Below are 23,756 nucleotides of genomic sequence, written 5' to 3'. Positions count from 1 at the left end.
CTGTTCGGACTCGACCTGGGCTGCTCGACGGTGCGGCCGTTGCGCAGCCGGGAACGGAGGGTAGGAGCTGGGCGGTGAGACACCGATTCGTCACAAGAGGACGACGGTGTCTCACCGGGCCGGGGATTGTCAGTAATGGCTGTTCATGGCAGCACGCACCTCGGCGAGAGTGGCATCAGCCACCGCTCGGGCTCGCTCGTTGCCTTCGCGCAGCGTCTGGCGGAGGTAGGCACGGTCCTGCGCGAACTCGATTCGGCGGGCCCTGATCGGGGCCAGGTACTCGTTGACCGCCTCGGTCACGGTCTTCTTCAGCGCGGCGGCTCCCGCAGAGCCGATGTCGGCGGCCACCTGCTGGGGTGTGCTGTCCAGACAGAGGGCCGCCAGCAGGAGGAGGGAAGACACCTCCGGGCGAGTGGTCGGGTCGTAGGTGATGTGGCGCTCGGAGTCGGTCTTGGCCCCCTTGAGCAGACGGGCGGTCTCGTCGGCGTCGGAGGCCAGAGTGACGGCGTTGCGGCGGCTCTTGCTCATCTTGGTGCCGTCCGTGCCGAGCAGGAGCGGTGCGCTCGACAGCAGGGCATCGGGCTGGGGGAACACGGCGGTGCCGTTGCCGTAGTGGTCGTTGAAGCGGCGGGCGATGGTGCGGGTGAGTTCGAGGTGAGGAAGCTGGTCCTGACCGACCGGGACCACGTTGCCCTTGCAGAAGAGGATGTCGGCGGCCTGGTGGACGGGGTAGGTGAACATCAGGCCGCTGACGGACGACTGGCGCGAGTGAGTGATTTCGTCTTTGACCGTGGGGTTGCGGTTGAGCTCGGCGACGGAGACGAGGCTGAGGAAGGGCAGCATCAGCTGGTTGAGGGCGGGGACGGCACTGTGCGTGAAGATCGTGCTGCGCGCCGGATCCACACCGATGGCGAGGTAGTCCAGTACCAGTTCCTCGACGTACCCGGTCAGGTTCACCGCTACATCGCGGTCGGTCAGTACCTGGTAGTCCGCGATGATCACGAACATCTCTACTCCGAGGTCCTGAAGACGTACTCGGTTCTGCAGCGTGCCGAAGTAGTGGCCCAGGTGCAGGCGGCCGGTCGGGCGGTCGCCTGTCAGCACACGGAATTGCGCGGGGTCCTTGAGGATCAGCTCTTCCAGCACCGCACTGCGGTCCTGCGCGGCAGAAATCCCGAGCGTGTCGGCGGAGGGACCTGAAGCAGAGGCGTCGGGGCCTACGGTCTGGGGGGTGGTGTTCACGAGGTCTCCTGGTGGGCGGTCTCGCCGTCCGGATGACTCGAGCCCTGGTCCAGGGGACGTAAACGGGCCGTCCATCCGAACGGCCCGGTCATGCATGAGAGGCGGCCGCTCCTAAGAGGAGCGCCACCAGCTCAGACATGACGAAAGATGCATGGCCCCATCATAACGTCAGCTGCCGTGATCCGGGTGGATTCGCGCTCGCACGGTGGAGGACTCCTGCCATCCATCGGCCAGTCAGGAGGGGGGAGTTCGGGCCGGAGAGGCCCGTGCCCGGATGGCGCCGAGCGGCCTGCTTCTGCCGACGTGGCGCGGGATGCGCGAGGCCACTGGGCACCACGCAACCGCCGAGCCCGGTGATTCCGGTGACTACGCGGGACTTCGGTTCAGTGCATTACGCACTACGCGAGATTCACACGTAGCACACCGGAAGACGCATCTCATGGCGGACATCGAGCAGGAGCAGGCGAAGGGCACATCAGACTTCCTGCCGGAGATGGGGGTGGGGATGGGATGGGATGGGATGGGGATACTGAACGGGCCAAGCGGTCTGGCTGGTGGATCGCCGGCGTCAAGGACCCCGAGACGGTCGCCGAGCACAGCTTCGGGGTCGGTCTCATCGGCTCTGTGCTCGCGATGATGGAGGGCGTCGCCCCGGCCGTACCGCGGAAGATCTCTCCGTTTCGGCACGCAGGGTACGGAGAATTTCGCGGCCCTCCCCAGGACGATCTCGGTCAGCCCAGGAAGCTCAGTCGGACCTGAAGGTTGACGTTGTCGAGGTTGGTGTCCGCGAAGCTCCGACCGCAGCGTGTTTGCGCCGGTACACCCCCACGCCGCAGACCGCGAGGAGGAGGGCGGCGACCACGGCCACTCCGAGCGCCGTCTGCTCGGCGAACAGCTTTGCCAGCATTTCCAGTGCGCCGATCCCGGCGGTCGCGTAGACCAACGCCCAGCCCGCTCCCCCCACGAACAGTGCAGGGAGGTAACGCAGCAGGGGCATGCGCAAACTCCCCGCGAGGAAGTTGGCAGCAGTCTGGAAACCGACGGTCAGGAAGGAGAGTGCCACCACCGGCGCGCCCCACCGCTGGATCAACCGTTCGGCGCGCTCGAACTTGGCCGGGGGGATCCGCTCAGCGAACCTGCTGCGCCTGACACCGGCACCGGCGAGCCACCCGACCGTGAATGTCCCTCCGGCTCGCAGCAGAACGATCACGTAGAGACCTGCGGCCGTGAGCGCGACCTTATCCACGACGCCTCGCCCTCGGCGCCAGGCCCTCGCCGTGGCCGGTCTCCCCCGCCACCCGCTTTCGCGGTTCTCGCCGAAGCGGGCACACGACGGGCACGAGCCTGTTGTCCATACCTCACCCGCATCTGCTTCTGCCGGTTCCGTCCCTGCGTTCGTGCCGGGGCGGCGCCGGTTCCCGGGCCCGACGCAGAGCACTGCTGCATCTGGGGCTTCCAGGTACGGCCCCTCGCCAGGGGCACCCGACACAGCCAGGGTAAGCGAACGCGCGTGCCCCCGGTGGACGGCGCCGGGCGACGGAGAGGCAAGACGTGGCTTCTCGGCCGTCGAAGCTGCGGACGGCCTCGCTGAGAGGCGTAGCCGGGTGGCATCGCGCGGCAGGGCCCTGAAATGATCAGATCTGGGGCGGCGCAGAGGCCATGCCTTGGCCTGGACCGGCGAGGACCTCAGACGCTACGCGCCGTGCCCTGGAACACCTTCGGCCCCCGTACCGGCCGATGTCCGAGCTCGCCGGGCCGGGCTGGCGACCGCGCGCCGAATCCGACGGACCATGGTTCGTGGTTACCAGGGCCCGCAAGGGTGCGGCGGCAGCGCAGCCCCAGGATCCGACTTGGAGCAGATTCATCGCCGCTCCAGATACGGCGCCAGGTGGTGCAGGCGCGTGTAATAGTCGGGGTGCGAGGACAGAAGCTTGCCCGAAAGGCTCCGCCTACCGCCGCGAGCAGCGGTTCCCGGGTCAATCGCAGCCGTCTTGCCGCACCCGGACAGAGCGGAACCCGTCGCATGCCCGCCCTCCCGTTCCGCCGCCTGCATCAGGTGCAACACCTCGGCGAGCATCGGCCCGAAACCAGCCGCTACCGCATGGTGATCCGCCCTCAGTTCGGTCCGACGGGTCACGGCGGCGAGGAGATACGGAGCGGCCACCAGCGTCAGGGTGAGGAACCAGTACTCCCACGCGACCGCCAGCACGATGGCGCCCACCGCAAGAAGCAGCACTGCCGCCCAGAAGCTCATGCGCCCACAGCCCACGACGGTGACGAGCCGGATCAGCCTCCGCACAGCGGCCCACGCAAATCGCCCCGGAACCGCATACCACTGCCCCAGGATCAAGGACCACGCGTGACCGCGGACGTGGTGCCCCAGCTCATGAGCGAGGACGGCGGCCAACTGGCCATCAGACAGACGCTCCAGTGAAAACCGGGTGATGCCCACGATGTGAACCGCCGCGGCCAGGGCGTTGAGGTGATCGCTGTCCTCGATCCACAGCTCGTAGGCGCGGCCCTCTACACCCGTCCGCGCCGTCACTTCCCGCCACAGCGGTTCCAGCCGGTTCAATTCCCCCGGGGTGGGGTGACGGAGGTGAAGCAGATGACGGGCCAGGGCTCTTTCGGTGGGCCGGTGAAACGCCATGGCACCTGAAGCGAGCCAGAGCAGAACCCCCAACCAGCCCATGCCGGGGAACAGGAGGTGGGAGAGTGTCGCCACGATCACCAGGCCGGCGAGGAACGAGGGCAACTGCAGCAGCAGTTGGCCCACGGCCGTGGCGTCGATGCCCCGCTGCCGCTTGGCGAGGTGCACACGCCCACGACGGCCGAGACCCTCTTGCGGCGCGCGCTTCTCGGAACCGGACTGCTGTTCCGGCTTCCCGGCGGGGTGAGCGGCCTCGGACGGCGTCGCGCTGCCCGGGTAGGGCGGTGGAGGCGGAATCGTCTCGTCCGGACAGCGCGGGGATGGAAAGGGAACAGCAGCCGGATAAGCCGGAGCTTCGGGCAGGGAAATGCGGCCGGGGTGGGCGGAGTCGAAGGGAGTGGTCATGAGAGATTCCTGTCTCGGCATACGGCCGGATCATGACGACGCGGTAAGAGGCAGGCCGGCGCGGTGCGTTCAGCCGACGAGCCGCGCGATGGGCAGAAGCACCACGCCCGCGCAGTAGGCGGCCAGACCGACGCGGATCCACCGGTGTTTGGCACCGACGATGCGGCTGTTCTGGGCCAGCGCCTCCAGTACTCCGTCGGCCTGGTGTGCCTCGGTGACGGCGAGGGCCTCGGCGAGCCGGCCGCCCTCCGCGGCACGGCGGATGTCGTCGAAGTACGTCAACGGCCGCCCCGGAGACCACCGGCTGGTGCCGTACCGGGGCAGGACGGCGAGGAGCAGGCATCCCAGTGCGCCGGCCAGAGCGGCCATGGCCACCCACAACAGCACGCTCCCGGGGGCGGAGAGCCCGGATAATGACCATCCCCGAGCCGCGAGCAGGCCACCGAGCAGGCTCACCGTCATGCTCATGGCCCCCAGGAGCAGCGACGCCTTGCTGTCCGCACGAGCTGTCTCGGAGCGCAGCTCCGTGAGCAGACGGGCTCCCACCGTCGGAGTTAGCACACCACCACTGCTCATCGCCCCTCCTCGGTGCTGTCGGCGGACGTCCCGCCCCGCTGCTTGTGGAAATGCACCGAGGTGCCGGGGGACCCGGCCCAGGGCAGGGAGCCCGGTGCGGGAGGAGCAGAAGCGATACCGGGCAAGTTACGTGCGAGGAGCCCCTCCAGGATCTCCACGGCCTGCTTGTTCAGTCCCGCACGCTGGTAGTCCTCCGGGTTCCCTTCCTTCAGCACCTGCAGGGCGACCTCTGACTGACTCCGGATCAGCTGCAGTTGGTCCCTCTGCAGGTTGTCCATGACCAGCCGGGAATCCTCCGGGTGCTGTGCCAGGTGCAGGGCCCACATCGCCACGCCGCCGTGCTGGAGGTGATACTCGTAGTAGCGGACCTTCTTCGCCTCCAGCTCCTTGGCTTCCTCATCCTGACGGCCCTGCAGCATGACCAGTTCGTGATCACGCCGGGCCTGCTCCACATTCCGCTCCGCCCTGAGCCGGTCCTCCCGCATCGCCACGTCGTGCGACAGTCCCAGCTGTTCGTCGCTGTACCGGATCCGGCGGAGCTCCCGCTGGTGGCCGATCGCCGCGTCGTCCAGTCTGAGCCGCACGGCGTACGACGTGCGCAGCCCCGCCTCATCCCCCAAATTGCCCGCTCTGGCGAGAACTTGGTACACGGCGCGTTCGGCGTCCGCGCTCCGGTCGAGCGGGAAACCGCGGCTTACCGGGTACATCAGCTTTCCCAGCCGGCGCCTCAGGAGAGCGGGCACGTCCCGTTCTCCGCCGGCCACGAACCGTTGCGGCCGGGTCACCTGCCAGGTCAGCTCCACCTCGGCAGTGAAGTCGAAGGCGTCGTTGTCGCTGGGCAGCAGCAGGGACACGCTGCAGGCGTGCACCCCCATGTCGACTTCGTAGACCGCCGTGTACCGCGTCGCGGCGAACAGGGAGCGCGTCGGCCGATGGGGTGGCAGGTAGACCTCGAACTCCCCTTTGTCCGTGGTGAATACCAGCGCGTTGTCGATCCGGCTGTAACCCCTGCGGTGGTCGAACCGGGACAATTGACGCACGGTCAATACCGGGTCGATCAGCTCGCTGTGCCGGTCTGCGCCCTGGTCCCAGTCGGGTTCGCGACGGAAGTCCGCCATGGTGCCTCTCTCCTCACTCAGTGGTGTTCCGAAACTTCGCGGCCCGTGGCCGCAGACGAGAGGCGGCACCTCACAGCACGCCCCGCAGACGGTCGGCCACCGCGGGTGGGGCATCCGCACTCCCGCGGCGACCGCGCAGCGTCAGGAGCATGTGATCGAGGCGCTTGCGGTCCTCGTCGGAACCGACCAGCGTCGGAAGCAGCATCGCCAGTTCCCGCTCGGCCTGCGGATCGCCGTCCGCCTCACGAGCCCAGCCGGCCAGCGCCTTCAACGCATCGGCGGTGTACCCCAGATCGCCCATGGCGGTCCGCCACAGCAGGGACAGCTGTTGCGCGTCCTCGGCCGGGCCCTCTGAGGCGGCGGCCGCGTACCACCGAAGCATCAGCCGGCTGTCGGCGCGCGTGCAGGCCAGGACGAATGCGTGCAGCGCCAGTCGGCGGCCGGAAGGCCCGTCCCGGAGGATTTCGAGGAGACCCCGCAGCAGCCGGCTGCGCACCTGCGCCGATTCGTCGCTCAGCAGCAGCGCGACGGACTCGGCGATGTGCTGCGCCTCCTGCTCGTCGTCCCCAGTGCGAGCGGCTTCCGCCAACGCCTTCAGGGCTTCGTCGGGCATCCTGGCGCCCACCAGGGCGTAGGCCCGGATGGCTGTCCAGCGAAGCCGTGGTCCGGCTTCCTCGTCGCACCAGGAGCGGAGGATCTGCGGGATGTTCGGCGCACCGATGGCATGCGCCGCCGCGAGGGCGTTGGCGGCGACGAGGCAGTCGCGATACGCCTTCGACTTCGCCCAGCCCTCGATGAGCAGTGCCATCGCCGACGGCAGGTCGGTCTGGGCGAGCACCGCGGCCGTCACTGCCGCGCGGGTACGTACCAGCGGCCGGCCGTCCTGTGCGAGCTTCCGGAGCCACGCGAGCAGAGCAGGCCGCGCGGAGGGGTGACTCGTCCAGACCTCGCGGAGGACTTCTACAGAGGCTCTGGGCTCCTGGAATCGGGCCATGCGCTGGAACACGGGGCCCCACTCGGTGTGCTCCTCCTTCCGGTACTCGACGGCTCGGGCCAGGCGCAGGCGTTTGGTGATGGACGTCCCAAAGATGCCGACCTGGGGCTCCCTCCCGGCGTCCTCGGTTCTCTGGAACTCTGCGTACAGGGTGTCGCTGAGCTCCGCGGTCAGGGCGTAGGCGGCTTCGTCGAACGCCGACAGGGAGATGAGGAAAGCCCTGTCCCGGAGAAGGGTCTCGTCGTCCCCGAACCATTCCCTGACCTGCTCACGGACCAGCTCCGGGCCGACGTCCGCCAGCTTCTCCCGAGTGATCGTGCCGTCCGCGTGCCCGGCCAGGGCCTTCGCGAACTGCGCCGCCTCCCGCAGCTGGTGGTCGTCCCGGTCGAGGAACTCCCGGGAGAGGTCCAGCGCCAGCAGATCGCGCTCTCTCCGCGGGTCATCCACCAGGGCGTGCAGATGTGACCGGAGCACCGCCTGAGGCGACGGCGGTTGCCACGAGACGGCGTCGATGCCCCGCAGGATCGCGAGCAGGTCGACGGTGATGACCAGATAGGCATCCTTCTTCCGGAGAACATCCCGCATGGCCCACAGGTCGATGTCGCGCAGCGGGTTCTCCCTGCCCGTCACCAGATCGCTGACGAGGTAGCCGTGCTGATCGCCGTTGACCTCGTCCATCAGCGCGGTCGGCCGGGTGTTGGGATCGATGGCGCGTACGGGCACGGCATCCAGGGAGCGCAGCAGCATCAGGGCGGCGCTGCGACGGCCGGTGAAGGGCGCGCCGTACAGCACGAGGACCCGCTCCTCCCGCAACCGGTCGCGCAGGGGGTGCACAAGTTCCTCGTATCCGGCGAACTCCAGGGCCAGCTGGTCGAGTTCGGCAGAGGGAATGTTTCCGGAGATGTGGGTGGTGGCGCCGAAGCGGTAGTGGTGCTCCACCTTCGTGCCGAGGACAACGTCGCCTCCTACGCTGCCCCCGCTGACCCCGGTCTGATCGCCGCCGACGAGGCTGCCGCCGACGGCGGCCGGGACGTGTTCGTACAGATCACGCCGGGCCGCCCAGGCGTCCTGCGGGCGGTCATCCTCCGTTTCAGTGTGCTCGTCGTTCGTCTGCTCCTGTTTGCCGTCCGCCGGGTCGGTGTCGTCCTGAGGACGGTCCGATGGCTTGTCACCGGGCTGCTCGCTCATGCCTGCTCGCTCCGGCCCTCATGCCGGACCGTGCCCATGATCACGTCGCCCGTGACGTTGCCGCCCCTGACCCCGGTCTGACCGCCGTTGACCTGGCTGCCGCCGACCGACACCGTTCCGCCGTTGAAGGCGAATGCTGCCCCACTGCTCACAGGCGCCCCGGCAGGTGCCGCCGGAGACTGCCCGGCGGCACCCTCGTGCGCACCCCTGCCGCCGCGCCCCGCGGACGCCGGCTCCGGTACAGGGGTGGTGGTGCCGTCCGGCAGGGACCCGTGCAACCACAGGTCAAGCCGGTCCTTCTTCACGGACACCGCCGCGTGGTGGAACTCCTCCGGGCGCAGCCCGCGGTGTCCGTGGCGAACCACGCCTTCGTAGACGGGGGACGAGACCCCCAGCACACAGTCCGCTTCCCCCTGCGCGAGCGCTTCGCGCAGGGCGTCGGCATCGAGCAGCCGGCAGGACTGGTTGAGGTCGTGGCCGACGAGCCCGCCCACCGTGCCCTGCTTCGGGTCGAAGGCGACCTCCCCTGCGGCCAGCACCATCCGCAGCCGCATCTGCGCGCTGCTCGATGCCAGCCGGTTGTACTGGCACAACGCATCCGGGACGGTCGTCAACAGGGCCCGGAGCAGCACCGTTTTCGGGATGTCGGCACTGACCAACATGATCAGACCGTCCCCGCGGTCCTCTCGGTACTGCATGTTCCGCTCGACACCCGCCGCGGCCAGAGTGTCCTCCACCACGTTGTGCAGTTCCCGGCGCAGGCAGGCCTGCACCACATCGTCCCGTCGGCTGAAGTCCTCGATGTCCAGCAGCAGAATGGTGCGGTTGACGGGTTCCGTCAGGACCAGGGTCATGGGTGCCTCTCGGACGGTCGGGCTCGGTCCGGAGCACTATCTCGTGGGGGTCTGACAATGGAGAAGGAACACCTGCACACAGCGTCTGTAACCGATGGCACACAACTCGCCCCGGCTGCACGGCCGTCGGCTATTCGCCGCCCGCTATCCGGCGCAGCTGGTCCGGGCGGACGATGACCAGTCCCCTGCGGCTGGTCCGGACGACGTCGCGTTCCCTCAGTTCCTTCAGAAGCCTGGCCACCGCCTCGCGAGAGGCTCCGACCGCGCCTGCCAGCTCGTGCTGGCTGAGGCCGCTGGTCAGGCGCACTCCCTCCGCGTCCTGCACCCCGTGTGTGCGCGACAGCTCCAGGAGCAGGAGCGACAACCGCTGACGGGCTCCGAGTGCGCCTTGCTCCACGCGTCGCCGATCGCTGGCCTGTGTCCGGTCTCCGATAAGGCTGAGCAGCTGGAGGGACGAGGCCGGGAATTCCGCGAGATGGCCCAGGAACCGGTCCCTCTCGATCGTGACGGCCTCAACCTTCCCGAGCGCGGTAACCGTCGCCGAGCGCGGGCGGCCGCTGACTGCGGAGGCCTCCCCGATGACGTCGCCCGGACCCCGCAGGGCAAGCAGCGCTTCGTAACCATTGGCTGTGGAGCGGGTGACCTTGGTCCAGCCGGCGAGGATGACCACCACGTGGGTGGACGGTTCGTCCTGACGCACCAGTACGGACCGCGGGCTGTACTTCATGGGCCGGCCCAGCTCCAGCAGCGCGACACGTTCCTGGTGTTCCAACCGGGCCAGGAACGGAACTTGGTCGTCGAGCCTGCCGGTTCGTGGCGGTGCCATGGGCCTGCACGGCACGGAAACGGCCGCTGGTCCCTGCTGCCCCGGCACAGGGCCGTCCACGCCGTCGGTTTCCACCCGCACTCCCCCAAGGCCAGTTCGCCCCATGGCATTTCAGCGAAGCCTTCCCCTCACGCTGTGCATCCAGCCTATGACATATGGATCAGAGCACCCCAGTTGCGCGCTTCCTCCGGGTGCCGCCACAGGCCTACGTCTGGGAAGGCGTGACACCGTCGACGTCGGCCCCACCGAACGAACCGGCGCGGCGGGCACCGGGCCCTGCAGCCCTGCCTCCCGGGAGCGCGCGAGAGCCGGCAACCGGAACAGGCCTGGCAGGGGCCCGGCTCAAGGTCACCCCAGGAAGCTCACCCGTACCTGCCGGTGCGGATTGTCCACGTTCGTATCGACCAGGCAGACGGACTGCCACGTGCCGAGCTCCATCCGGCCTCCGACGACGGGGAGGGTGGCGTGGGGTGGGACGAGGGCGGGGAGGACGTGGTCGCGGCCGTGGCCGGGGCTGCCGTGGCGGTGGCGCCAGCGGTTGTCGGCGGGGAGGAGGTCGTGCAGGGCGGCCAGGAGGTCTTCGTCGCTGCCTGCGCCGGTTTCCAGTACGGCGATGCCGGCGGTGGCGTGGGGGACGAAAATATTCAGCAGGCCGTCACGGCCGTCTGCTGCCTCTCGGAGGAAGGCGGCGCAGTCGGCGGTGAGGTCGGCGACGGTCTCGGTCGCCCCCGTGGTGAGGTCAAGGGTGCGGGTGGTGAATGCGGTGCTCATGCCTTCATTTTGGTACGGACATCCCGCCCTGGTTCGCCACCCCGCGGGCGTCTCCCGCAATGCTGCCTCAATGCTCCGGCAACAAAGGTCCACCAGCCGAGATGACGTTTGACCCCCCTTACAGCGCACCGCTACGTTCAGCGACATGTCTACATCAGCCCTGCTCACCACGCGCGGTCACATCGACCTGCTGCGGGTGGCCTCTGCCGCGTGTCGCCGCGGCGGCTGTTGTTGTTGATGCCGCGTTGCTGTTGATGTCGTTGCAGCGCCGTTGTCGTTGTCGTTGCTGACGCCGTTGCTCATGCCGTTCTAGGTTTTGTGCGCGTTGCGGCGGGGCTCTTCGTCGGTTTCCTTGCGGCTCTTCGCGGCTGTTTCGAGGCTTCGGCTTTCTGGTCCGGCTCTGGCTCTGGCTCTGGCTGCCTTTCGGGGGTGGTTTTCAGGGACTGTCGTGGATCGATTTGGGTTCGCTCGTGGTCGGTTTTCCGGTTGTCGGTAGTCGGTTCTCTGTTGTCATTTCGCCGGGTTCCGGGCTTCCGGCTTGCGCGGCCGGCTTGCGCGGTTTGTCGCCTTGTCGGCCTGGCCCTTTGTCGCTTGTTGGTGCCTTTGTTGGGCCGGCCGGCTTCGCCTGTGCGTTGTGGCGTCGGGCGTTCGGACGTTCGGGCGTGACATGTGCCTTCGGTTCCCGTCCCGCTGCTCCCCGGCCCCGCTGTTCGTCGTCCCCTCCCCCGCCCCCGCTGTTCTCGCATTCTTCCTCCCTCACCTCCCTGTGGAGCATTGATGACTCTCGATCAGGCCGTGGCCCGCGACGCGCCACCCGATATAGCTGCTGATGCAGAGCAACCGTCCCTTGCGAAGGACGTCGTGGAGGCGGCGGTGACATCCGCGTCCGGCACCGAGGGGCTGGAGCTTGCTCGGGTGGTTCCGGTTTCCGGGCGTCGGTGGTCGGTGCCGCGGTGGTTGCGTCGTACGGTGGGGCCCCTCGCGCTGCTGGTGCTGTGGCAGGTGCTCAGTGCGGGCGGTGTGCTGGAGGCCGACATTCTGGCGTCGCCCGGGACCATCGCCGCCACCGCCGGGGACCTGGTTGCGGACGGCACGCTGCCGTCGGCGATGTTGGTGTCGCTCCAACGGGTCGCGGTCGGGCTGTTGTTGGGTGGCGTGACCGGCGTGGCGCTGGCGCTCGCGTCGGGGCTTTCGCGGCTCGGCGAGGATCTGGTCGACGCGACGGTGCAGATGCTGCGGTCCGTCCCCTGGGTGGGCGTGATTCCGCTGTTCATCATCTGGCTGGGCATCGGCGAGGCACCCAAGATTGCCCTGATCTCGTTGGGCGTTGCCTTCCATCTTTATCTGAACGTCTATGCCGGGATTCGTGGTGTGGATGCGCAGTTGGTGGAGGCGGGGAACTCGCTCGGGCTGAGCCGATGGGGCCTGATCCGCCATGTGGTGCTGCCCGGCGCGCTGCCGGGTGCCATGACCGGGCTGCGCTATTCGCTGGCCACCGCATGGCTCGCGTTGGTCTTCGGCGAGCAGGTCAACGCCGATGACGGCCTCGGCTTTCTGATGAACCAGGCCAGGGAATTCTTCCGCACCGACGTGATCGTGGTGTGCCTCGTGGTCTACGCGATCCTCGGGCTCATCGCCGACTTTCTCGTCCGTACCCTCGAAAGGCTGCTGCTGCAATGGCGACCGACGTTCACGGGTCAGTGACCGACACCCGGCACGAGGAGCGGCCGGACTCCGCAGCCTCCGGTTCCGCTGTGCAGGTGAGCGGGCTGGTGCGCGCCTTCGGCGAGCGGGCCGTCATCGACGACCTCCAACTGTCCATCCGGCCGGGCGAGTTCGTGGCGCTGCTCGGGCGCAGCGGCTGCGGAAAGTCGACCTTGCTGCGTGTGCTGGCCGGCCTCGACCGGGAGATCGAGGGCGAGGTGCTGGTGCCGCGCCGCAAGGCCGTGGCGTTCCAGGCCCCACGGTTGATGCCCTGGAAGCGGGTCTGGCGGAATGTGCTGCTGGGGCTGCCGGGACGGCCGGAACGCGACGCCGCCGTACGGGCGTTGGAGGAGGTCGGGCTCGGTCATCGGTCGGACGCCTGGCCCAAGACGCTGTCCGGCGGGGAAGCCCAGCGGGCGTCGCTCGCCCGTGCCCTGGTGCGTGAGCCGGATCTGCTGCTGCTCGACGAGCCGTTCGGTGCCCTCGATGCGCTGACCCGGATCAAGGCCCAGCGCCTGGTGTCCGAGCTGTGGCAGGAGCGTGGCTGCGCGGTGCTGCTGGTCACCCATGACGTGGAGGAGGCCCTGCTGCTGGCGGACCGGGCGCTGGTGATGGAGGGCGGCCGGATCGCGTACGAGACCACGGTGGACCTGCCGCGACCGCGCGATATCGCTGATCCGCACTTCGGCGCGTTGCGTGCCCGATTGCTCGACCGGCTCGGTGTGGAGGCCGCGGACGGCGGTGGAGGTTCCGGAGCGGATGCGGAGGGCGCGCCGGTGGCCGCCTCTCCCGGCACGACCGAGACCTCCCCTGCCGCCGCCTGACACCTGAGCGGATTGCACGGCAGTTGCATTGCGCGGCAGTGCATTGTTCGGCAGTGCATTGCGCGGGCGTTGCGCGGCAGGTCGCCCGGCGCCCGGTGCCCATCTGACGACCGCGGGCGGAACTGAGAGCTGACAGCCGGCGCGCACCCCTCCACATCCCCCACCCAGATCAGCCCCCGACCGCAAGCCACCTACTCACCCCACCGCCTTCCCCCAACCTCACCCCAGTCCCACCCCAAGAACGAAACGGACGCCCCATGAGAGCACGCCCCATCGCCCCAGCCGCCCTGTTGCTCCCGCTCACCCTGCTGCTGGCCGCCTGCGGTGGTTCGTCGGGGGCCGCGGGAGCCGGCGGGGGCGCCGGTAGCGGGACGGACGGCGAGGGGTCGTTGACCCTCAACGTCGGTGACCAGAAGGGTGGTTACGAGGCGTTGCTGCGGGCGGCCGGCGAGCTGGACGACCTTCCGTACAAGATCAAGTGGTCTACCTTCACCTCGGGACCGCCGCTGTTGGAGGCGGTCAACGCCGGGGCCGTGGACGTCGGTGGGGTCGGCAACACCCCGCCCGTGTTCGCCGCCGCGGCGAAGTCGAAGATCAAGGTGATCGCCGGGACGCACAGCAGCTCGGACGGCGAGGCGGTCCTGGTGAAGAAGGGCTCCCCGCTCAAGCGGCCTGCGCAGCTGAAGGGCAAGTCGATCGCCGTTGCCCAGGGCAGCTCCGCGCACTACCAGCTCATTGCCACGCTGAAGAAGGCCGGGCTGACGCCGAAGGACGTCACGCTCAACTACCTTCAGCCGGCCGATGCGCTCGCCGCTTTCACCCGGGGGAAGGTGGATGCCTGGGCGGTGTGGGACCCGTACACCTCGCAGGCCCTGGACCAGGCCGATGCCCGGGTGCTGACCAGCGGGCAGGGCGTCGTCAACGGACTGGGCTTCCAGGTCGCGGCGCCTGCCGCGTTGGACGACAAGAAGAAGGCGGCGGCGCTGAAGGACTACACGGGCCGGGTGCGGCGGGCGCAGAACTGGGTGTTCAAGCACCCCGACGTCTGGTCGAAGGCCTGGGCGAAGGAGACCGGGCTGCCGGAAAAGGTAGCGCTGGACGCGGTCAAGCGCACCCGGGGAACGGCGGTCGCGGTCGCCGTGGACAAGGACGCCATCGCCTCCGAGCAGCAGATCGTCGACTCGTTCGCGGCGCTGAAGCTGATTCCCCGCTCCTTCGACTTCGGGGAATTCGTCGATCCCCGTTTCAACGGTGGCCTGCCGCCTTCGAGCACGGCGCCGCGTACCTATGGAAAGGCTCAGTGAGATGTCCGTACACCTGCATTGGTTTCTGCCCACCGGCGGCGACGGGCGGACCCTCGTCGACCGGCATGCCTACACCGACGGCGGCATCCGGCGTGACCGCATCACTCCGGTCAGCGGGGTACGCGCCCCGGACATCGAATATCTGGCCCAGATCGCCAAGGCTGCCGAGCAGTTGGGGTTCGAGGCGGTGCTCACGCCGACCGGTACGTGGTGCGAGGACGCCTGGCTGACGACGGTCGCGCTCGCCCAGGTCACCGAGCGGCTGAAGTTCCTGGTCGCGTTCCGGCCAGGGGTGATCTCGCCGGTGCTGGCGGCGCAGATGGCGGCGACCTATCAGCGGATCTCGCGTGGACGGCTGCTGCTGAATGTGGTGACCGGGGGCGATTCGACCGAGCAGAAGCGGTTCGGCGATCATCTCGGCCATGACCGGCGGTATGCCCGTACGGATGAGTTCCTACAGGTCGTACGGGGTGTGTGGGGCGGCAAGCCGTTCGACTTCCGGGGCGAGCACTATCAGGTCGAGGGCGGCCTCACGGCGCTGCCGCCGGACCCCCTGCCGCAGATCTTCTTCGGCGGCTCGTCCGCCGCCGCGGGGCCGGTCGCCGCCCGGAACGTGGATGTGTACCTCACCTGGGGCGAGCCGCCCGAGGAGGTCAGGCAGAAGATCGACTGGATCCGCGGGCTGGCGGAGAAGGAGGGGCGTACCGTCCGGTTCGGCATCCGGCTGCACACCATCTCCCGGGACTCCTCGAAGGAGGCCTGGGCGACCGCGGACCGGCTGCTCGACGACCTCGATCCGGAGACGGTCGCGGCCGCGCAACAGGCACTGGGCAGGAGCGAGTCGGTGGGGCAGCAGCGGATGCTGGCGCTGCACGGCGGCTCGCGCGACAAGCTGGAGATCTCGCCCAATCTGTGGGCGGGTGTCGGCCTGGTACGCGGTGGCGCCGGCACCGCGCTGGTGGGCAGCCATGCCGAGGTGGCCGACCGGATCGAGGAATACCACTCGCTGGGCATCGAGCACTTCGTGCTCTCCGGCTATCCGCACCTGGAGGAGGCTTACTGGTTCGGCGAGGGGGTAAGGCCGGAGCTTGCCGCCCGTGGGCTGCTGGATGCGGGGCCCGCTCCGCTGGACGGCGTGCCGGCCGCCCATGGCCGACCGGCATCCGCACCGGGCGGGGCGCCGCTGCTGGTCGCCGGCGGCCGCTGAGCGGGATCCGTGCGCTGCGCCCGGCAGAGGTTGCCGCCGGGCGGGATCCGTGGGGCGCGCCCGGCCATCGCTGTCGGCGAGCGAGTTCTGTGGGGCGCCCCGGCCGTCGTTGCCGGCGAGCAGGTCCGCAGGTCGGCCCGGCCGGCCTGCGCCCCGCCGGGGCGTCCCACAGAACCGCAGCGGCGCGCGGCGCGCGTCGCGGAAGCCGGCCGCGTCCCCCGGGAAGAGATCCAGCCCACCCCGAGTTAGGTGAAACATGAACTACACCGGGGTGCGCGAAGTCGATGTCGTGGTGATCGGCGCCGGGCAGGCCGGCCTGGCCGCCGCCTTTCATCTGCGGCGGGTGGGTGGAGTACCGGACCGGGACTTCGTGGTGCTCGATCACTCTCCGCGCCCCGGCGGGGCCTGGCAGTTCCGGTGGCCCACGCTGACGTACGACAAGGTGCACGGGATGCATGCGCTGCCGGGCATGGAGCTGACCGGCGCCGACCCGCAGCGCCCCTCGTCCGAAGTGATCGGCGCGTACTTCGACAGCTACGAGCAGACCTTCGGGCTGCGGGTGCACCGGCCGGTGAGCGTGACGGCGGTGCGCGAGGGCGGTGGGGTTCCCCCGTGGGCGGAGCCTGCCGGATGGACGGGGACTGCCGGATGGACGGGGACTGGTGGAGGGACAGAGCCCGTCGGATGGGCGGGCACTGGTGGACGGACGGAGCCTGTCGGAGTCCTTGGGAGAGGACGTCTGCTGGTCGAGACGTCGGTGGGGGACTATGCGACGCGGGCGCTGATCAATGCCACCGGGACCTGGGACCGGCCGTTCTGGCCGCGGTTTCCCGGGCAGGAGACGTTCCGCGGCCGTCAGCTGCACAGTTCCCGGTACCCAGGGCCGGAGGACTTCCGCGATGCACGGGTCGTGGTGGTGGGCGGCGGCACGTCGGCCGTTCAGCAACTGATGGAGATCGCGCCGGTCGCGGCCGCCACGACCTGGGTGACCCGCCGGCCGCCGGTGTTCCGCGAGGGGCCGTTCGGTGAGGCGCAGGGCCGGGCCGCGGTCGCCCTGGTGGCGGAGCGGGTCAGGCAGGGGCTGCCGCCGCGGAGCGTGGTGAGCGTGACCGGGCTGCCCATGACCGAGGCGATCCGGCAGGCCCGCGAGAGCGGCGCGCTGGAGCGGCTGCCGCTCTTCGAACGCATCACGCCCACGGGCGTGGTCTGGGACGACGGACGCGTCGTCGAGGCCGATGTGATCCTGTACGCGACAGGGTTCCGCGCCGCCATCGACCATCTGGCCCCGCTGCGGCTGCGCGAGCCGGGCGGCGGTATCCGGATGGACGGCACCCGCACGCTGCGTGATGCGCGGGTCCATCTCGTCGGTTACGGGCCGTCGGCGAGCACCATCGGCGCCAACCGCGCGGGCCGTGCCGCGGTCGGCGAAATCCGCCGGCTGCTCGCCGAAGACCCTCAACCGGCGGACGGGCAGGCGGGGTTGGCGGGCAGCTTCGTCTCGTAGGGCGGGTCCGCGCGCTCGACCGGGCGGCGGTCCCGAAGTCCGGCAACGCCGACGAACCGTCCGCGCGGCGAGGCACCGCGAGCCCCCCGGCCACGAGTCCCCTTCGCGCCCCGTACGCAACCCGCGCGTGTCCCGTACGCAGCCCGCGCCCGTCCCGTACGCACCCCCTACGCACCCCCCAGGCGACTCGCCATGTGACTCGCCATGCGAACGAACGACCCCGGGATCACCCGTTCCCCAGTAAGCATGATCGAAGAGGTGAGGGCTTCAATTGACTCATTGCGACCGGCAATGATGACGGGGCGCGAGCGGCGGAATGCAGTCCGTTACCGCGTCTCCGGCCGATACCCCTTGCTGGGCCGGAGAGTTGAGTCCCCCAACTTCAAGGAGAAGATTCCGATGGACATCCTCACCGCCCTCCTCGCCCACGTACTCCACCTCGTGGGCTGGCTCGTCTGACAGACCGCGCTCCGAAGGCGCCGCCCCTCCCTGTCCCGGGACGGGCGGCGCCTTCATGTGTTCCGCAGAGCGCGGTCCGCCGGGCCTGGTCCCCGCGCTCACCCTCCGGGCTATTTCTCCAGCTTCTGCCGGGAGGTCTCCGGAAGCGTCAGATAGACGAGGAACGAGACGAGGCAGAGCGCGGACACGTACCAGGGGAAGAGGTCGGCGTGGCCGGCCTGCTTGAACCAGGTGCCGACGTAGGGGGCGGTGCCACCGAAGAGGGCGACGGTGAGCGAGTACGGGAAGCCGATGCCGGCGGCACGTACCCGCGCGGGGAACACTTCGGCGTTCACCGCCGCGGCGATCGCGGTGTAGCCGGTGAGCAGCACCATGCCCGCGCACTGCACCAGCAGCAAGGAGGCGAACGAGTCGGTCACCAGGTGCAGGAGCGGTACGGCCAGGACGGCGAAGCCCAGCGAGAAGCCGAGCAGCAGCGGTTTGCGGCCGATGCGGTCCGAGAGCATGCCGCCGAGCGGCTGGAGCAGGGCGAAGAAGGCGAGCGAGAGGGTGCCGACGGTGAGTGAATCGCCCTTGTCGAAGCCCGCGTTGACCTGTGCGTAGGTGGGCAGATAGGTCGTCCACGTGTAGTAGGCGATGGTGCCGCCCGCGGTGATGCCGCAGATGAGCAGGGACTGCCGGGGGTGGCGGCGCAGCGCCTCGAAGATCCCGGGGCGGTCGGCCGCCTGCTGCTCGGAACTGCGCGTCTCTTGGGCGCCGCGCCGGATCCACAGGCCCAGCAGGCTCAGCAGCGCGCCGACGAGGAACGCCACCCGCCAGCCCCACTCCCCCATCTGCTGTTCGTTGAGCAGGGCCGCGAGCAGCGCCGCCGTCCCGGAGGCCAGCAGCTGGCCGGCGGTCGTGGACACGTACTGGAAGCTGGAGAACAGCCCACGCCGGCCGGGCCCCGCCGATTCGACGAGGAAGGTCGTGGAGGCCGCGAATTCGCCGCCCACCGACAGGCCCTGCACCAGGCGTGCGACGACCAGGGTGAGGGGCGCCAGTACGCCGGTGGCCGCGTAGGTGGGGGTGAGTGCCACCAGCAGGCTGCCACCGCCCATCAGCAGGATGGTCAGGGTCAGTGCGGTCCGCCGGCCGCGGCGGTCGGCGACCGCACCCATCAGCAGTCCGCCGACCGGCCGCATGAAGAAGCCGACCGCGAAGACGGCGAAGGTGGAGAGGAGCGGCACCAGGGAGTTCCCGGCGCCCTCCGGGAAGATCTGCCCGGCGAAGTAGACCGCGAGGAAGGAGTACGCGTACCAGTCGTACCACTCGACGGCGTTGCCGATGGAGGCGGCGGCCAGCTGCCGCAGCCGTGACGGCGGGCGGGCACCGTCCGGCGCCTGGTCCTTGGCTATGTGTTCGGCACTCGACATGGTCCTCCGCTCCTGGTTCTTCTCCTTGGCCTGCTGCTGGGGCAGGATGAGCCGACAGGTGATCATGTACCGCGGAAGCGGATGACCGCCAGAGGCCGGGGGCGGCCGAAAGGAGATGGCAACGTGCGGGTAGCACTGTTCGTCACCTGTATCAACGACTTGCTCCATCCGCGGACGGGGCAGGCGGTGGTGGCGCTGCTGGAGCGGCTGGGGGTGGAGGTCGATTTCCCCGCCGAGCAGAGCTGCTGCGGCCAGCCGCAGTTCAACACCGGCTACCGGCATGCCACCGAGCCGCTGGTGCGCCGCTTCGACCGGGCGTTCCGGGACTACGAGTACGTGGTCACGCCGTCCGGCTCCTGTGCGGCGATGGTGCGTGACAACTACTCGCGGATCGGGGCGAAGGCGGCCGCCGAGGGACGGGGCCGGGGGCTCATCGACGCGGCGGCGGTCGCGGTGCCCAAGACGTACGAGCTCACCGAATTTCTGGTGGATGTGCTGAAGGTGGAGGATGTCGGCGCCTATTACCCGCATACCGTCACCTATCACCCCACCTGCCACGGACTGCGGCTGCTGGGACTGGGCGACCGGCCGCGGCGGCTGCTGGAGCACGTCAAGGGGCTGGAGCTGCGGGAACTGCCGGGCGCCGAGGAGTGCTGCGGCTTCGGCGGCACCTTCGCGGTGAAGAACCCGGCCGTCTCGGCGGCGATGGGCGCCGACAAGGTCCGCAACATCGTCGGGACCGGCGCCGAGGCGGTCTGCGCAGTCGACAACTCCTGTCTGCTGCACATCGGCGGCACCCTCACCCGCCAGGGCTCGGCGGTCCGCCCGGTCCATATCGCCGAGATCCTGGCCAGTACGGAAGGGAGCGTGCGGTGAGCGGCACCTACCTGGGCATGCCGGCCTTCCCCCGGGCCGCCGCCATGTCCACCCGCGACAGCCAGCTGCGCGCCAACCTCACCCACGCCACGCACACCATCCGTGACAAGCGGGCCAAGGCCGTTGCGGAGCTGGACGACTGGGCGCAGCTGCGAGCCGCGGGCGCCGCGGTGAAGGACCGTACGCTGCGCCATCTCGACCACTATCTGGAGCGGCTGGAGGCCGCGGTCACCGCCGCGGGCGGGCAGGTCCACTGGGCCGTGGACGCCGACGAGGCCAACCGGATCGTCACCCGGCTGGTACGGGAGACCGGCGAGACGGAGGTCGTCAAGGTCAAGTCGATGGCGACTCAGGAGATCGGGCTGAACGAGGCCCTGGCCGAGGCCGGTATCCGCGCGTACGAGACGGATCTCGCCGAGCTGATCGTGCAACTGGGCCACGATCTGCCGTCCCACATCCTGGTCCCGGCGATCCACCGCAACCGCTCCGAGATCCGCGACATCTTCCGCCGGGAGATGGGCAGTTGGGGGCGCCCGGCACCCGAGGGGCTGACCGACTCCCCCGCCGAGCTGGCCGAGGCGGCGCGGCTGCATCTGCGGGAGAAGTTCCTGACCGCGAAGGTCGGGATCTCCGGCGCCAACTTCATGGTCGCGGAGACCGGCACCCTGGTCGTCGTGGAGTCCGAGGGCAACGGCCGGATGTGTCTGACCCTCCCCGAGACGCTGATCTCCGTCGTCGGCATCGAGAAGGTGGTGCCGAGCTGGCAGGACCTGGAGGTCTTTCTCCAGTTGCTGCCCCGTTCCTCCACCGCCGAGCGGATGAATCCGTACACCTCCATGTGGACGGGCACGACGGACGGGGACGGGCCGCGGACCTTCCATCTGGTGCTGCTCGACAACGGGCGCACCGACACCCTCGCCGACACCGTCGGGCGGCAGGCCCTGCGCTGTATCCGCTGCTCGGCCTGTCTGAACGTCTGCCCGGTGTACGAACGGGCCGGCGGGCATGCATACGGCTCGCCGTACCCCGGCCCGATCGGCGCCATCCTCACTCCCCAACTACGGGGAACGGAAGGGTCGTTGGAGGCGTCGCTGCCGTATGCCTCGTCGCTGTGCGGGGCCTGCTACGAGGTGTGTCCGGTGGCCATCGACATCCCCGAGGTGCTGGTGCATCTGCGGGAGCGGGTCGTGGAGGGCGGGCCGGTCACCCGGGGCGGGGCGCGCACCGTCCTCAAACCGGCCAAGGGCCACGCCGCGGAGCGGGCCGCGATGCGCGCGGCGGCCTGGGCGTTCGACCACCCGGGCGCGCTGCGCAGCGGAATGCGCCTGGCGGCCCGTACCCGTCGGCTGCATCCACAGCGGCTGCCGGGCCCGGGCCGCGCCTGGTCACGGACGCGCGATCTGCCTGCGGTGCCGGCCGAGTCCTTCCGCGACTGGTGGCAGCGCACCCGAGGGACGGCATCGGAGCACGGGACGGCGTGGGAGCACGGTACGGCTTCGGAGCGCGGGACGTCGTCGGAGCAGCGAGGAGGCGCCGAGTGAGCAGCCGGGACGTGGTGTTGGCGCGGGTGCGCCGGGCGCTGGTGGATGTGCCGCGCGGGGAGGGACCGGGCGGTTCGCCGGTGGCGCGTGACTACCACCGGGTGCACGGGTCCCGTACGAGCGCGCAGAACGTCGATCTGCTCGCGGAGAATCTCGCGGACTACCGGGCGGTCGTACACCGCAGTGATGCCGAGGAGCTGCCGCGGCTGATCGGCCGGCTGCTGGCGGAGCGCGGGGCGCGGACGGTGCTGGTGCCGCCGGGCCTGGACGCCTCATGGACGGCCGGCAGCGATGTCACCCTCGTCGGGGACCGCGCATCGAGCACTCCCCGTGAACTCGACGCCGTGGACAGTGTGCTGACGGGCTGTGCGGTGGCCATCGCGGAGACCGGCACCCTGGTCCTGGACGCCGGTCCCGACCAGGGCAGACGCCGGATCACACTGGTGCCGGACCATCATCTCTGTGTCGTACGCGTCCCCGGCCAGGTGGTCGGCTCGGTGCCCCAGGCGCTGCCGCGGCTGGCGCCGGACCGCCCGCTCACCTGGATCTCCGGGCCGTCCGCGACCAGCGACATCGAACTCGACCGGGTGGAGGGGGTGCACGGGCCGCGGACACTGGAGGTGATTCTGCTGGCAGCGGCGTCGGAGGCAGAGGTGGAGCCGGAGGCGGACTGAGCGAAGGCGCGGGCGGGGAGTGACTGCGACAGGTGTGCGACCCCGCTGTCAGTGGGGATTCCTACACTGATCGGGATGCCCTGCGCACACGCGGTGCGGGGGCGCGCGCCCGGGGTGGGGAGGGAGCACATGGTGCTGCGGCAGGTCTTACCACCACGGCGTTCCGGCGCGACAGGCCGCTCGCCCGCACCGGATCCCGGACCGCCGCCCGCTGCCGACGCGCCCGCCTCCGCACCGTCCCGGCTGCTGACATGGCTGGGGCGGCTGGGCGTCCCGGCCGCCGCGTTCGCCGTGTTCCAGACGCTGCTGGGGATCCTGCCGCAGAACCTCGCGGGCGAGGCGGCACGGTACTTCGTGGCGGCGACCGCCGGATGCGGGGTCGGCGCCGTGGTGTGGCTGGCGGCGGCCCTGCTGCGGACGCGCGCCGCGGCCGCCCTCGCCGCGTCGCCGCCCGACCCCGCGCCCTCACCCGCCGGATCGCTGCCCGAGCTGATGGACGGCACGTACCAGGCACTGCGGCGCGGTCTCTCGGTGATCGAGGTGTCCGGACGCGGACCGCTCACCGGCTGGCCGCACTCCCTCGCGGAGAGCGATCCGCCGGTGCACCCGACGGCGTTCGGCACGGCGTACGGGCTGCATCTGCTGCTCGACATCGCGCCGTACGACGGCCGCATACGGGCGGGGCAGGTGGCCGAGACGCTGTGGCGGCTGCGCCTTCCCGGCGGCGGGTGGGCCGCCCGCTCCCAGGGCAGCGGAGCGCGGCCCGAGGTGACCGCGGTCGTGCTGGGTGCGCTGGCGCGGGCCGGTGCCGATCCGCGGCTGCTGGAGGCGGAAATACGCTCCTGCGAGGTGCTGTGGAACCCCGACCATGACGCGTCGGGGCTGGCAAACACTTATGTGGTGACGAATGTGCTGCGCGGGCTGCTGCGTGCCGCGCCCGGCTCCACCGCGCTGGACGGACTGCGCGAGGTGCTGGTGAACGGCGCCACGGCCGACCCGGCGCGCGGCAACCACCGCTGCTGGGGCGCGGCGCTGGCCACCGGCCGCGGCAATCCGGCGCCGTCCGCGGCGCACACCGCGCGGGCGGTGGTGGCGCTGGACCGGGCCGCACGGGTACTGGGCGAGGACGAGCGGCAGCGCACAGTACGCGAGGAGGGGCTGCGCTGGCTGCTGGCCGCCCCCGCGACGCCGGCGGGCGGGGTGGCCGATCTACAGAACTGCCAGGAGGAGGTACGCCGACCGGACCAGGAGGATCCACTGCATCAGGAGCTGCTGTCCGTACGGCATTTCGCGGCCGCATGGGTGGCCCGTGCGCTGATGACGGACGGTGCCCGGAAGGTCGCCGCCGAGGGAGTGGGGCCGGCGGCGTGGGAGGCGCAGCTGACCGCCGCCGTGGCGCGGGTCCGCGGCATGCAGCGGGGCGGGGTGTGGCGGTGGGACGACGGGCCCATGGGTCACCCGGTGTGGATGGCGTACCAGGGCCTGTCGGTACTGCGGCGGCATGCGCTGATGGTCTACCGGCCGTGAGGCGGACGGCAGGGTTCCGAGGGGGCGGGGCCAGGCCTGGTGGTGCTCCCGCCCGGTGAAGGCCAGGGGCGGGTCGGTTCGGATCGGGTCGGTTCGG

General features: G+C 70.1%; 20 protein-coding genes and 1 pseudogene. 11 read left to right on the top strand and 10 right to left on the bottom strand.

All coding sequences use genetic code 11. The annotated features are described in order from the left end of the window. Positions 1–129 precede the first annotated feature (129 nt). Positions 130–1,242: a tryptophan--tRNA ligase gene (trpS, locus tag IF67_RS0121950; RefSeq protein WP_030988185.1), complete on the bottom strand. Its 1,113-nt coding sequence runs from the start codon at positions 1,240–1,242 to the stop codon at positions 130–132. Between the two features lie 493 nt (positions 1,243–1,735). On the opposite strand from trpS, the pseudogene IF67_RS45105 reads away from it, so the two are divergent. After that, positions 1,736–1,899 (top strand): annotated as a pseudogene (locus IF67_RS45105) (HD domain-containing protein); the annotation flags it as partial. An 88-nt stretch (positions 1,900–1,987) separates the two neighbouring features. Here IF67_RS45105 and IF67_RS0121940 read toward each other — a convergent pair. The 8 genes from IF67_RS0121940 to IF67_RS0121905 all read right to left on the bottom strand — a co-directional run bounded on the left by IF67_RS0121940 (position 1,988) and on the right by IF67_RS0121905 (position 10,624). Beyond that, positions 1,988–2,488 (bottom strand): DedA family protein, encoded by a 501-nt coding sequence (locus IF67_RS0121940; protein ID WP_030988181.1) that lies wholly within the window; start codon positions 2,486–2,488, stop codon positions 1,988–1,990. Between the two features lie 615 nt (positions 2,489–3,103). Beyond that, positions 3,104–4,297, bottom strand: coding sequence for a M48 family metalloprotease (locus IF67_RS0121935; protein ID WP_078889557.1), 1,194 nt, complete (start codon positions 4,295–4,297; stop codon positions 3,104–3,106). A 69-nt stretch (positions 4,298–4,366) separates the two neighbouring features. Beyond that, positions 4,367–4,873, bottom strand: coding sequence for a Pycsar system effector family protein (locus IF67_RS0121930; protein WP_051818413.1), 507 nt, complete (start codon positions 4,871–4,873; stop codon positions 4,367–4,369). After that, positions 4,870–5,991 (bottom strand): hypothetical protein, encoded by a 1,122-nt coding sequence (locus IF67_RS0121925; protein ID WP_030988177.1) that lies wholly within the window; start codon positions 5,989–5,991, stop codon positions 4,870–4,872. Before IF67_RS0121925 ends, IF67_RS0121930 begins: the two co-directional genes overlap by 4 nt. 70 nt (positions 5,992–6,061) lie before the next feature. Next, positions 6,062–8,173 carry a hypothetical protein gene (locus IF67_RS0121920; RefSeq protein ID WP_030988176.1) on the bottom strand — a complete coding sequence of 704 codons (2,112 nt, stop codon included), beginning with the start codon at positions 8,171–8,173 and terminating at the stop codon, positions 6,062–6,064. After that, the gene (locus IF67_RS0121915; RefSeq protein WP_030988174.1) at positions 8,170–9,027 is read right to left on the bottom strand and encodes a hypothetical protein; all 858 of its coding nucleotides are present in this window, start codon (positions 9,025–9,027) and stop codon (positions 8,170–8,172) included. Before IF67_RS0121915 ends, IF67_RS0121920 begins: the two co-directional genes overlap by 4 nt. Before the next feature lie 130 nt (positions 9,028–9,157). Further along, positions 9,158–9,853: a Crp/Fnr family transcriptional regulator gene (locus IF67_RS0121910; protein ID WP_030988172.1), complete on the bottom strand. Its 696-nt coding sequence runs from the start codon at positions 9,851–9,853 to the stop codon at positions 9,158–9,160. Between the two features lie 348 nt (positions 9,854–10,201). Further along, entirely contained in the window at positions 10,202–10,624 is a 423-nt protein-coding gene (locus IF67_RS0121905) for a secondary thiamine-phosphate synthase enzyme YjbQ (protein ID WP_030988164.1), read from the bottom strand. Between the two features lie 145 nt (positions 10,625–10,769). Here IF67_RS0121905 and IF67_RS46335 point away from each other — a divergent pair, with 145 nt between their 5' ends. The 6 genes from IF67_RS46335 to IF67_RS39450 all read left to right on the top strand — a co-directional run bounded on the left by IF67_RS46335 (position 10,770) and on the right by IF67_RS39450 (position 17,167). Beyond that, positions 10,770–10,862, top strand: coding sequence for a putative leader peptide (locus tag IF67_RS46335; protein ID WP_340488909.1), 93 nt, complete (start codon positions 10,770–10,772; stop codon positions 10,860–10,862). A 539-nt stretch (positions 10,863–11,401) separates the two neighbouring features. After that, complete coding sequence (locus IF67_RS0121900) at positions 11,402–12,328, top strand: ABC transporter permease (protein WP_234341240.1); 927 nt, start codon at positions 11,402–11,404, stop codon at positions 12,326–12,328. Beyond that, on the top strand, positions 12,301–13,152 hold the full coding sequence (locus tag IF67_RS0121895; RefSeq protein WP_030988160.1) for an ABC transporter ATP-binding protein: 852 nt from the start codon (positions 12,301–12,303) through the stop codon (positions 13,150–13,152). Before IF67_RS0121900 ends, IF67_RS0121895 begins: the two co-directional genes overlap by 28 nt. A gap of 257 nt (positions 13,153–13,409) precedes the next feature. Beyond that, positions 13,410–14,456 (top strand): ABC transporter substrate-binding protein, encoded by a 1,047-nt coding sequence (locus IF67_RS0121890; protein ID WP_030988159.1) that lies wholly within the window; start codon positions 13,410–13,412, stop codon positions 14,454–14,456. Position 14,457: 1 nt separating this feature from the next. Then, on the top strand, positions 14,458–15,663 hold the full coding sequence (locus IF67_RS0121885; RefSeq protein WP_030988157.1) for an LLM class flavin-dependent oxidoreductase: 1,206 nt from the start codon (positions 14,458–14,460) through the stop codon (positions 15,661–15,663). 256 nt (positions 15,664–15,919) lie between these two features. Continuing rightward, entirely contained in the window at positions 15,920–17,167 is a 1,248-nt protein-coding gene (locus tag IF67_RS39450) for an NAD(P)-binding domain-containing protein (protein WP_037839681.1), read from the top strand. A 569-nt stretch (positions 17,168–17,736) separates the two neighbouring features. On the opposite strand, the gene IF67_RS0121870 is transcribed toward IF67_RS39450, so the two are convergent. Next, positions 17,737–19,041, bottom strand: a complete 1,305-nt coding sequence (locus IF67_RS0121870) for an MFS transporter (protein WP_030988152.1) — start codon at positions 19,039–19,041, stop codon at positions 17,737–17,739. Positions 19,042–19,164: 123 nt separating this feature from the next. On the opposite strand from IF67_RS0121870, the gene IF67_RS0121865 reads away from it, so the two are divergent. The 4 genes from IF67_RS0121865 to IF67_RS45100 all read left to right on the top strand — a co-directional run bounded on the left by IF67_RS0121865 (position 19,165) and on the right by IF67_RS45100 (position 23,659). Beyond that, entirely contained in the window at positions 19,165–19,917 is a 753-nt protein-coding gene (locus IF67_RS0121865; protein ID WP_030988150.1) for a (Fe-S)-binding protein, read from the top strand. Continuing rightward, complete coding sequence (locus IF67_RS0121860; protein WP_030988148.1) at positions 19,914–21,458, top strand: lactate utilization protein B; 1,545 nt, start codon at positions 19,914–19,916, stop codon at positions 21,456–21,458. The genes IF67_RS0121865 and IF67_RS0121860 overlap by 4 nt, the downstream gene beginning before the upstream one ends. Continuing rightward, positions 21,455–22,132, top strand: a complete 678-nt coding sequence (locus IF67_RS0121855; RefSeq protein WP_030988147.1) for a LutC/YkgG family protein — start codon at positions 21,455–21,457, stop codon at positions 22,130–22,132. Before IF67_RS0121860 ends, IF67_RS0121855 begins: the two co-directional genes overlap by 4 nt. Before the next feature lie 75 nt (positions 22,133–22,207). Then, positions 22,208–23,659, top strand: coding sequence for a hypothetical protein (locus tag IF67_RS45100; RefSeq protein ID WP_234341239.1), 1,452 nt, complete (start codon positions 22,208–22,210; stop codon positions 23,657–23,659). The last annotated feature ends 97 nt before the right edge of the window (positions 23,660–23,756 follow it).

Origin of the sequence: Streptomyces sp. NRRL S-1813 (assembly GCF_000719605.1) — a bacterium.
Taxonomy (GTDB): domain Bacteria; phylum Actinomycetota; class Actinomycetes; order Streptomycetales; family Streptomycetaceae; genus Streptomyces; species Streptomyces decoyicus.
This window is presented reverse-complemented; position numbering and strand designations above follow the sequence as displayed.

Coding starts and splice junctions, on each gene's coding strand:
- IF67_RS0121935 (WP_078889557.1), bottom strand. CDS start 4,297: ATGACCACTCCCTTCGACTCCGCCCACCCCGGCCGCATTTCCCTGCCC.
- IF67_RS0121930 (WP_051818413.1), bottom strand. CDS start 4,873: ATGAGCAGTGGTGGTGTGCTAACTCCGACGGTGGGAGCCCGTCTGCTC.
- IF67_RS0121925 (WP_030988177.1), bottom strand. CDS start 5,991: ATGGCGGACTTCCGTCGCGAACCCGACTGGGACCAGGGCGCAGACCGG.
- IF67_RS0121920 (WP_030988176.1), bottom strand. CDS start 8,173: ATGAGCGAGCAGCCCGGTGACAAGCCATCGGACCGTCCTCAGGACGAC.
- IF67_RS0121915 (WP_030988174.1), bottom strand. CDS start 9,027: ATGACCCTGGTCCTGACGGAACCCGTCAACCGCACCATTCTGCTGCTG.
- IF67_RS0121910 (WP_030988172.1), bottom strand. CDS start 9,853: ATGGCACCGCCACGAACCGGCAGGCTCGACGACCAAGTTCCGTTCCTG.
- IF67_RS0121905 (WP_030988164.1), bottom strand. CDS start 10,624: ATGAGCACCGCATTCACCACCCGCACCCTTGACCTCACCACGGGGGCG.
- IF67_RS46335 (WP_340488909.1), top strand. CDS start 10,770: ATGTCTACATCAGCCCTGCTCACCACGCGCGGTCACATCGACCTGCTG.
- IF67_RS0121900 (WP_234341240.1), top strand. CDS start 11,402: ATGACTCTCGATCAGGCCGTGGCCCGCGACGCGCCACCCGATATAGCT.
- IF67_RS0121895 (WP_030988160.1), top strand. CDS start 12,301: ATGGCGACCGACGTTCACGGGTCAGTGACCGACACCCGGCACGAGGAG.
- IF67_RS0121890 (WP_030988159.1), top strand. CDS start 13,410: ATGAGAGCACGCCCCATCGCCCCAGCCGCCCTGTTGCTCCCGCTCACC.
- IF67_RS0121885 (WP_030988157.1), top strand. CDS start 14,458: ATGTCCGTACACCTGCATTGGTTTCTGCCCACCGGCGGCGACGGGCGG.
- IF67_RS39450 (WP_037839681.1), top strand. CDS start 15,920: ATGAACTACACCGGGGTGCGCGAAGTCGATGTCGTGGTGATCGGCGCC.
- IF67_RS0121870 (WP_030988152.1), bottom strand. CDS start 19,041: ATGTCGAGTGCCGAACACATAGCCAAGGACCAGGCGCCGGACGGTGCC.
- IF67_RS45100 (WP_234341239.1), top strand. CDS start 22,208: ATGCCCTGCGCACACGCGGTGCGGGGGCGCGCGCCCGGGGTGGGGAGG.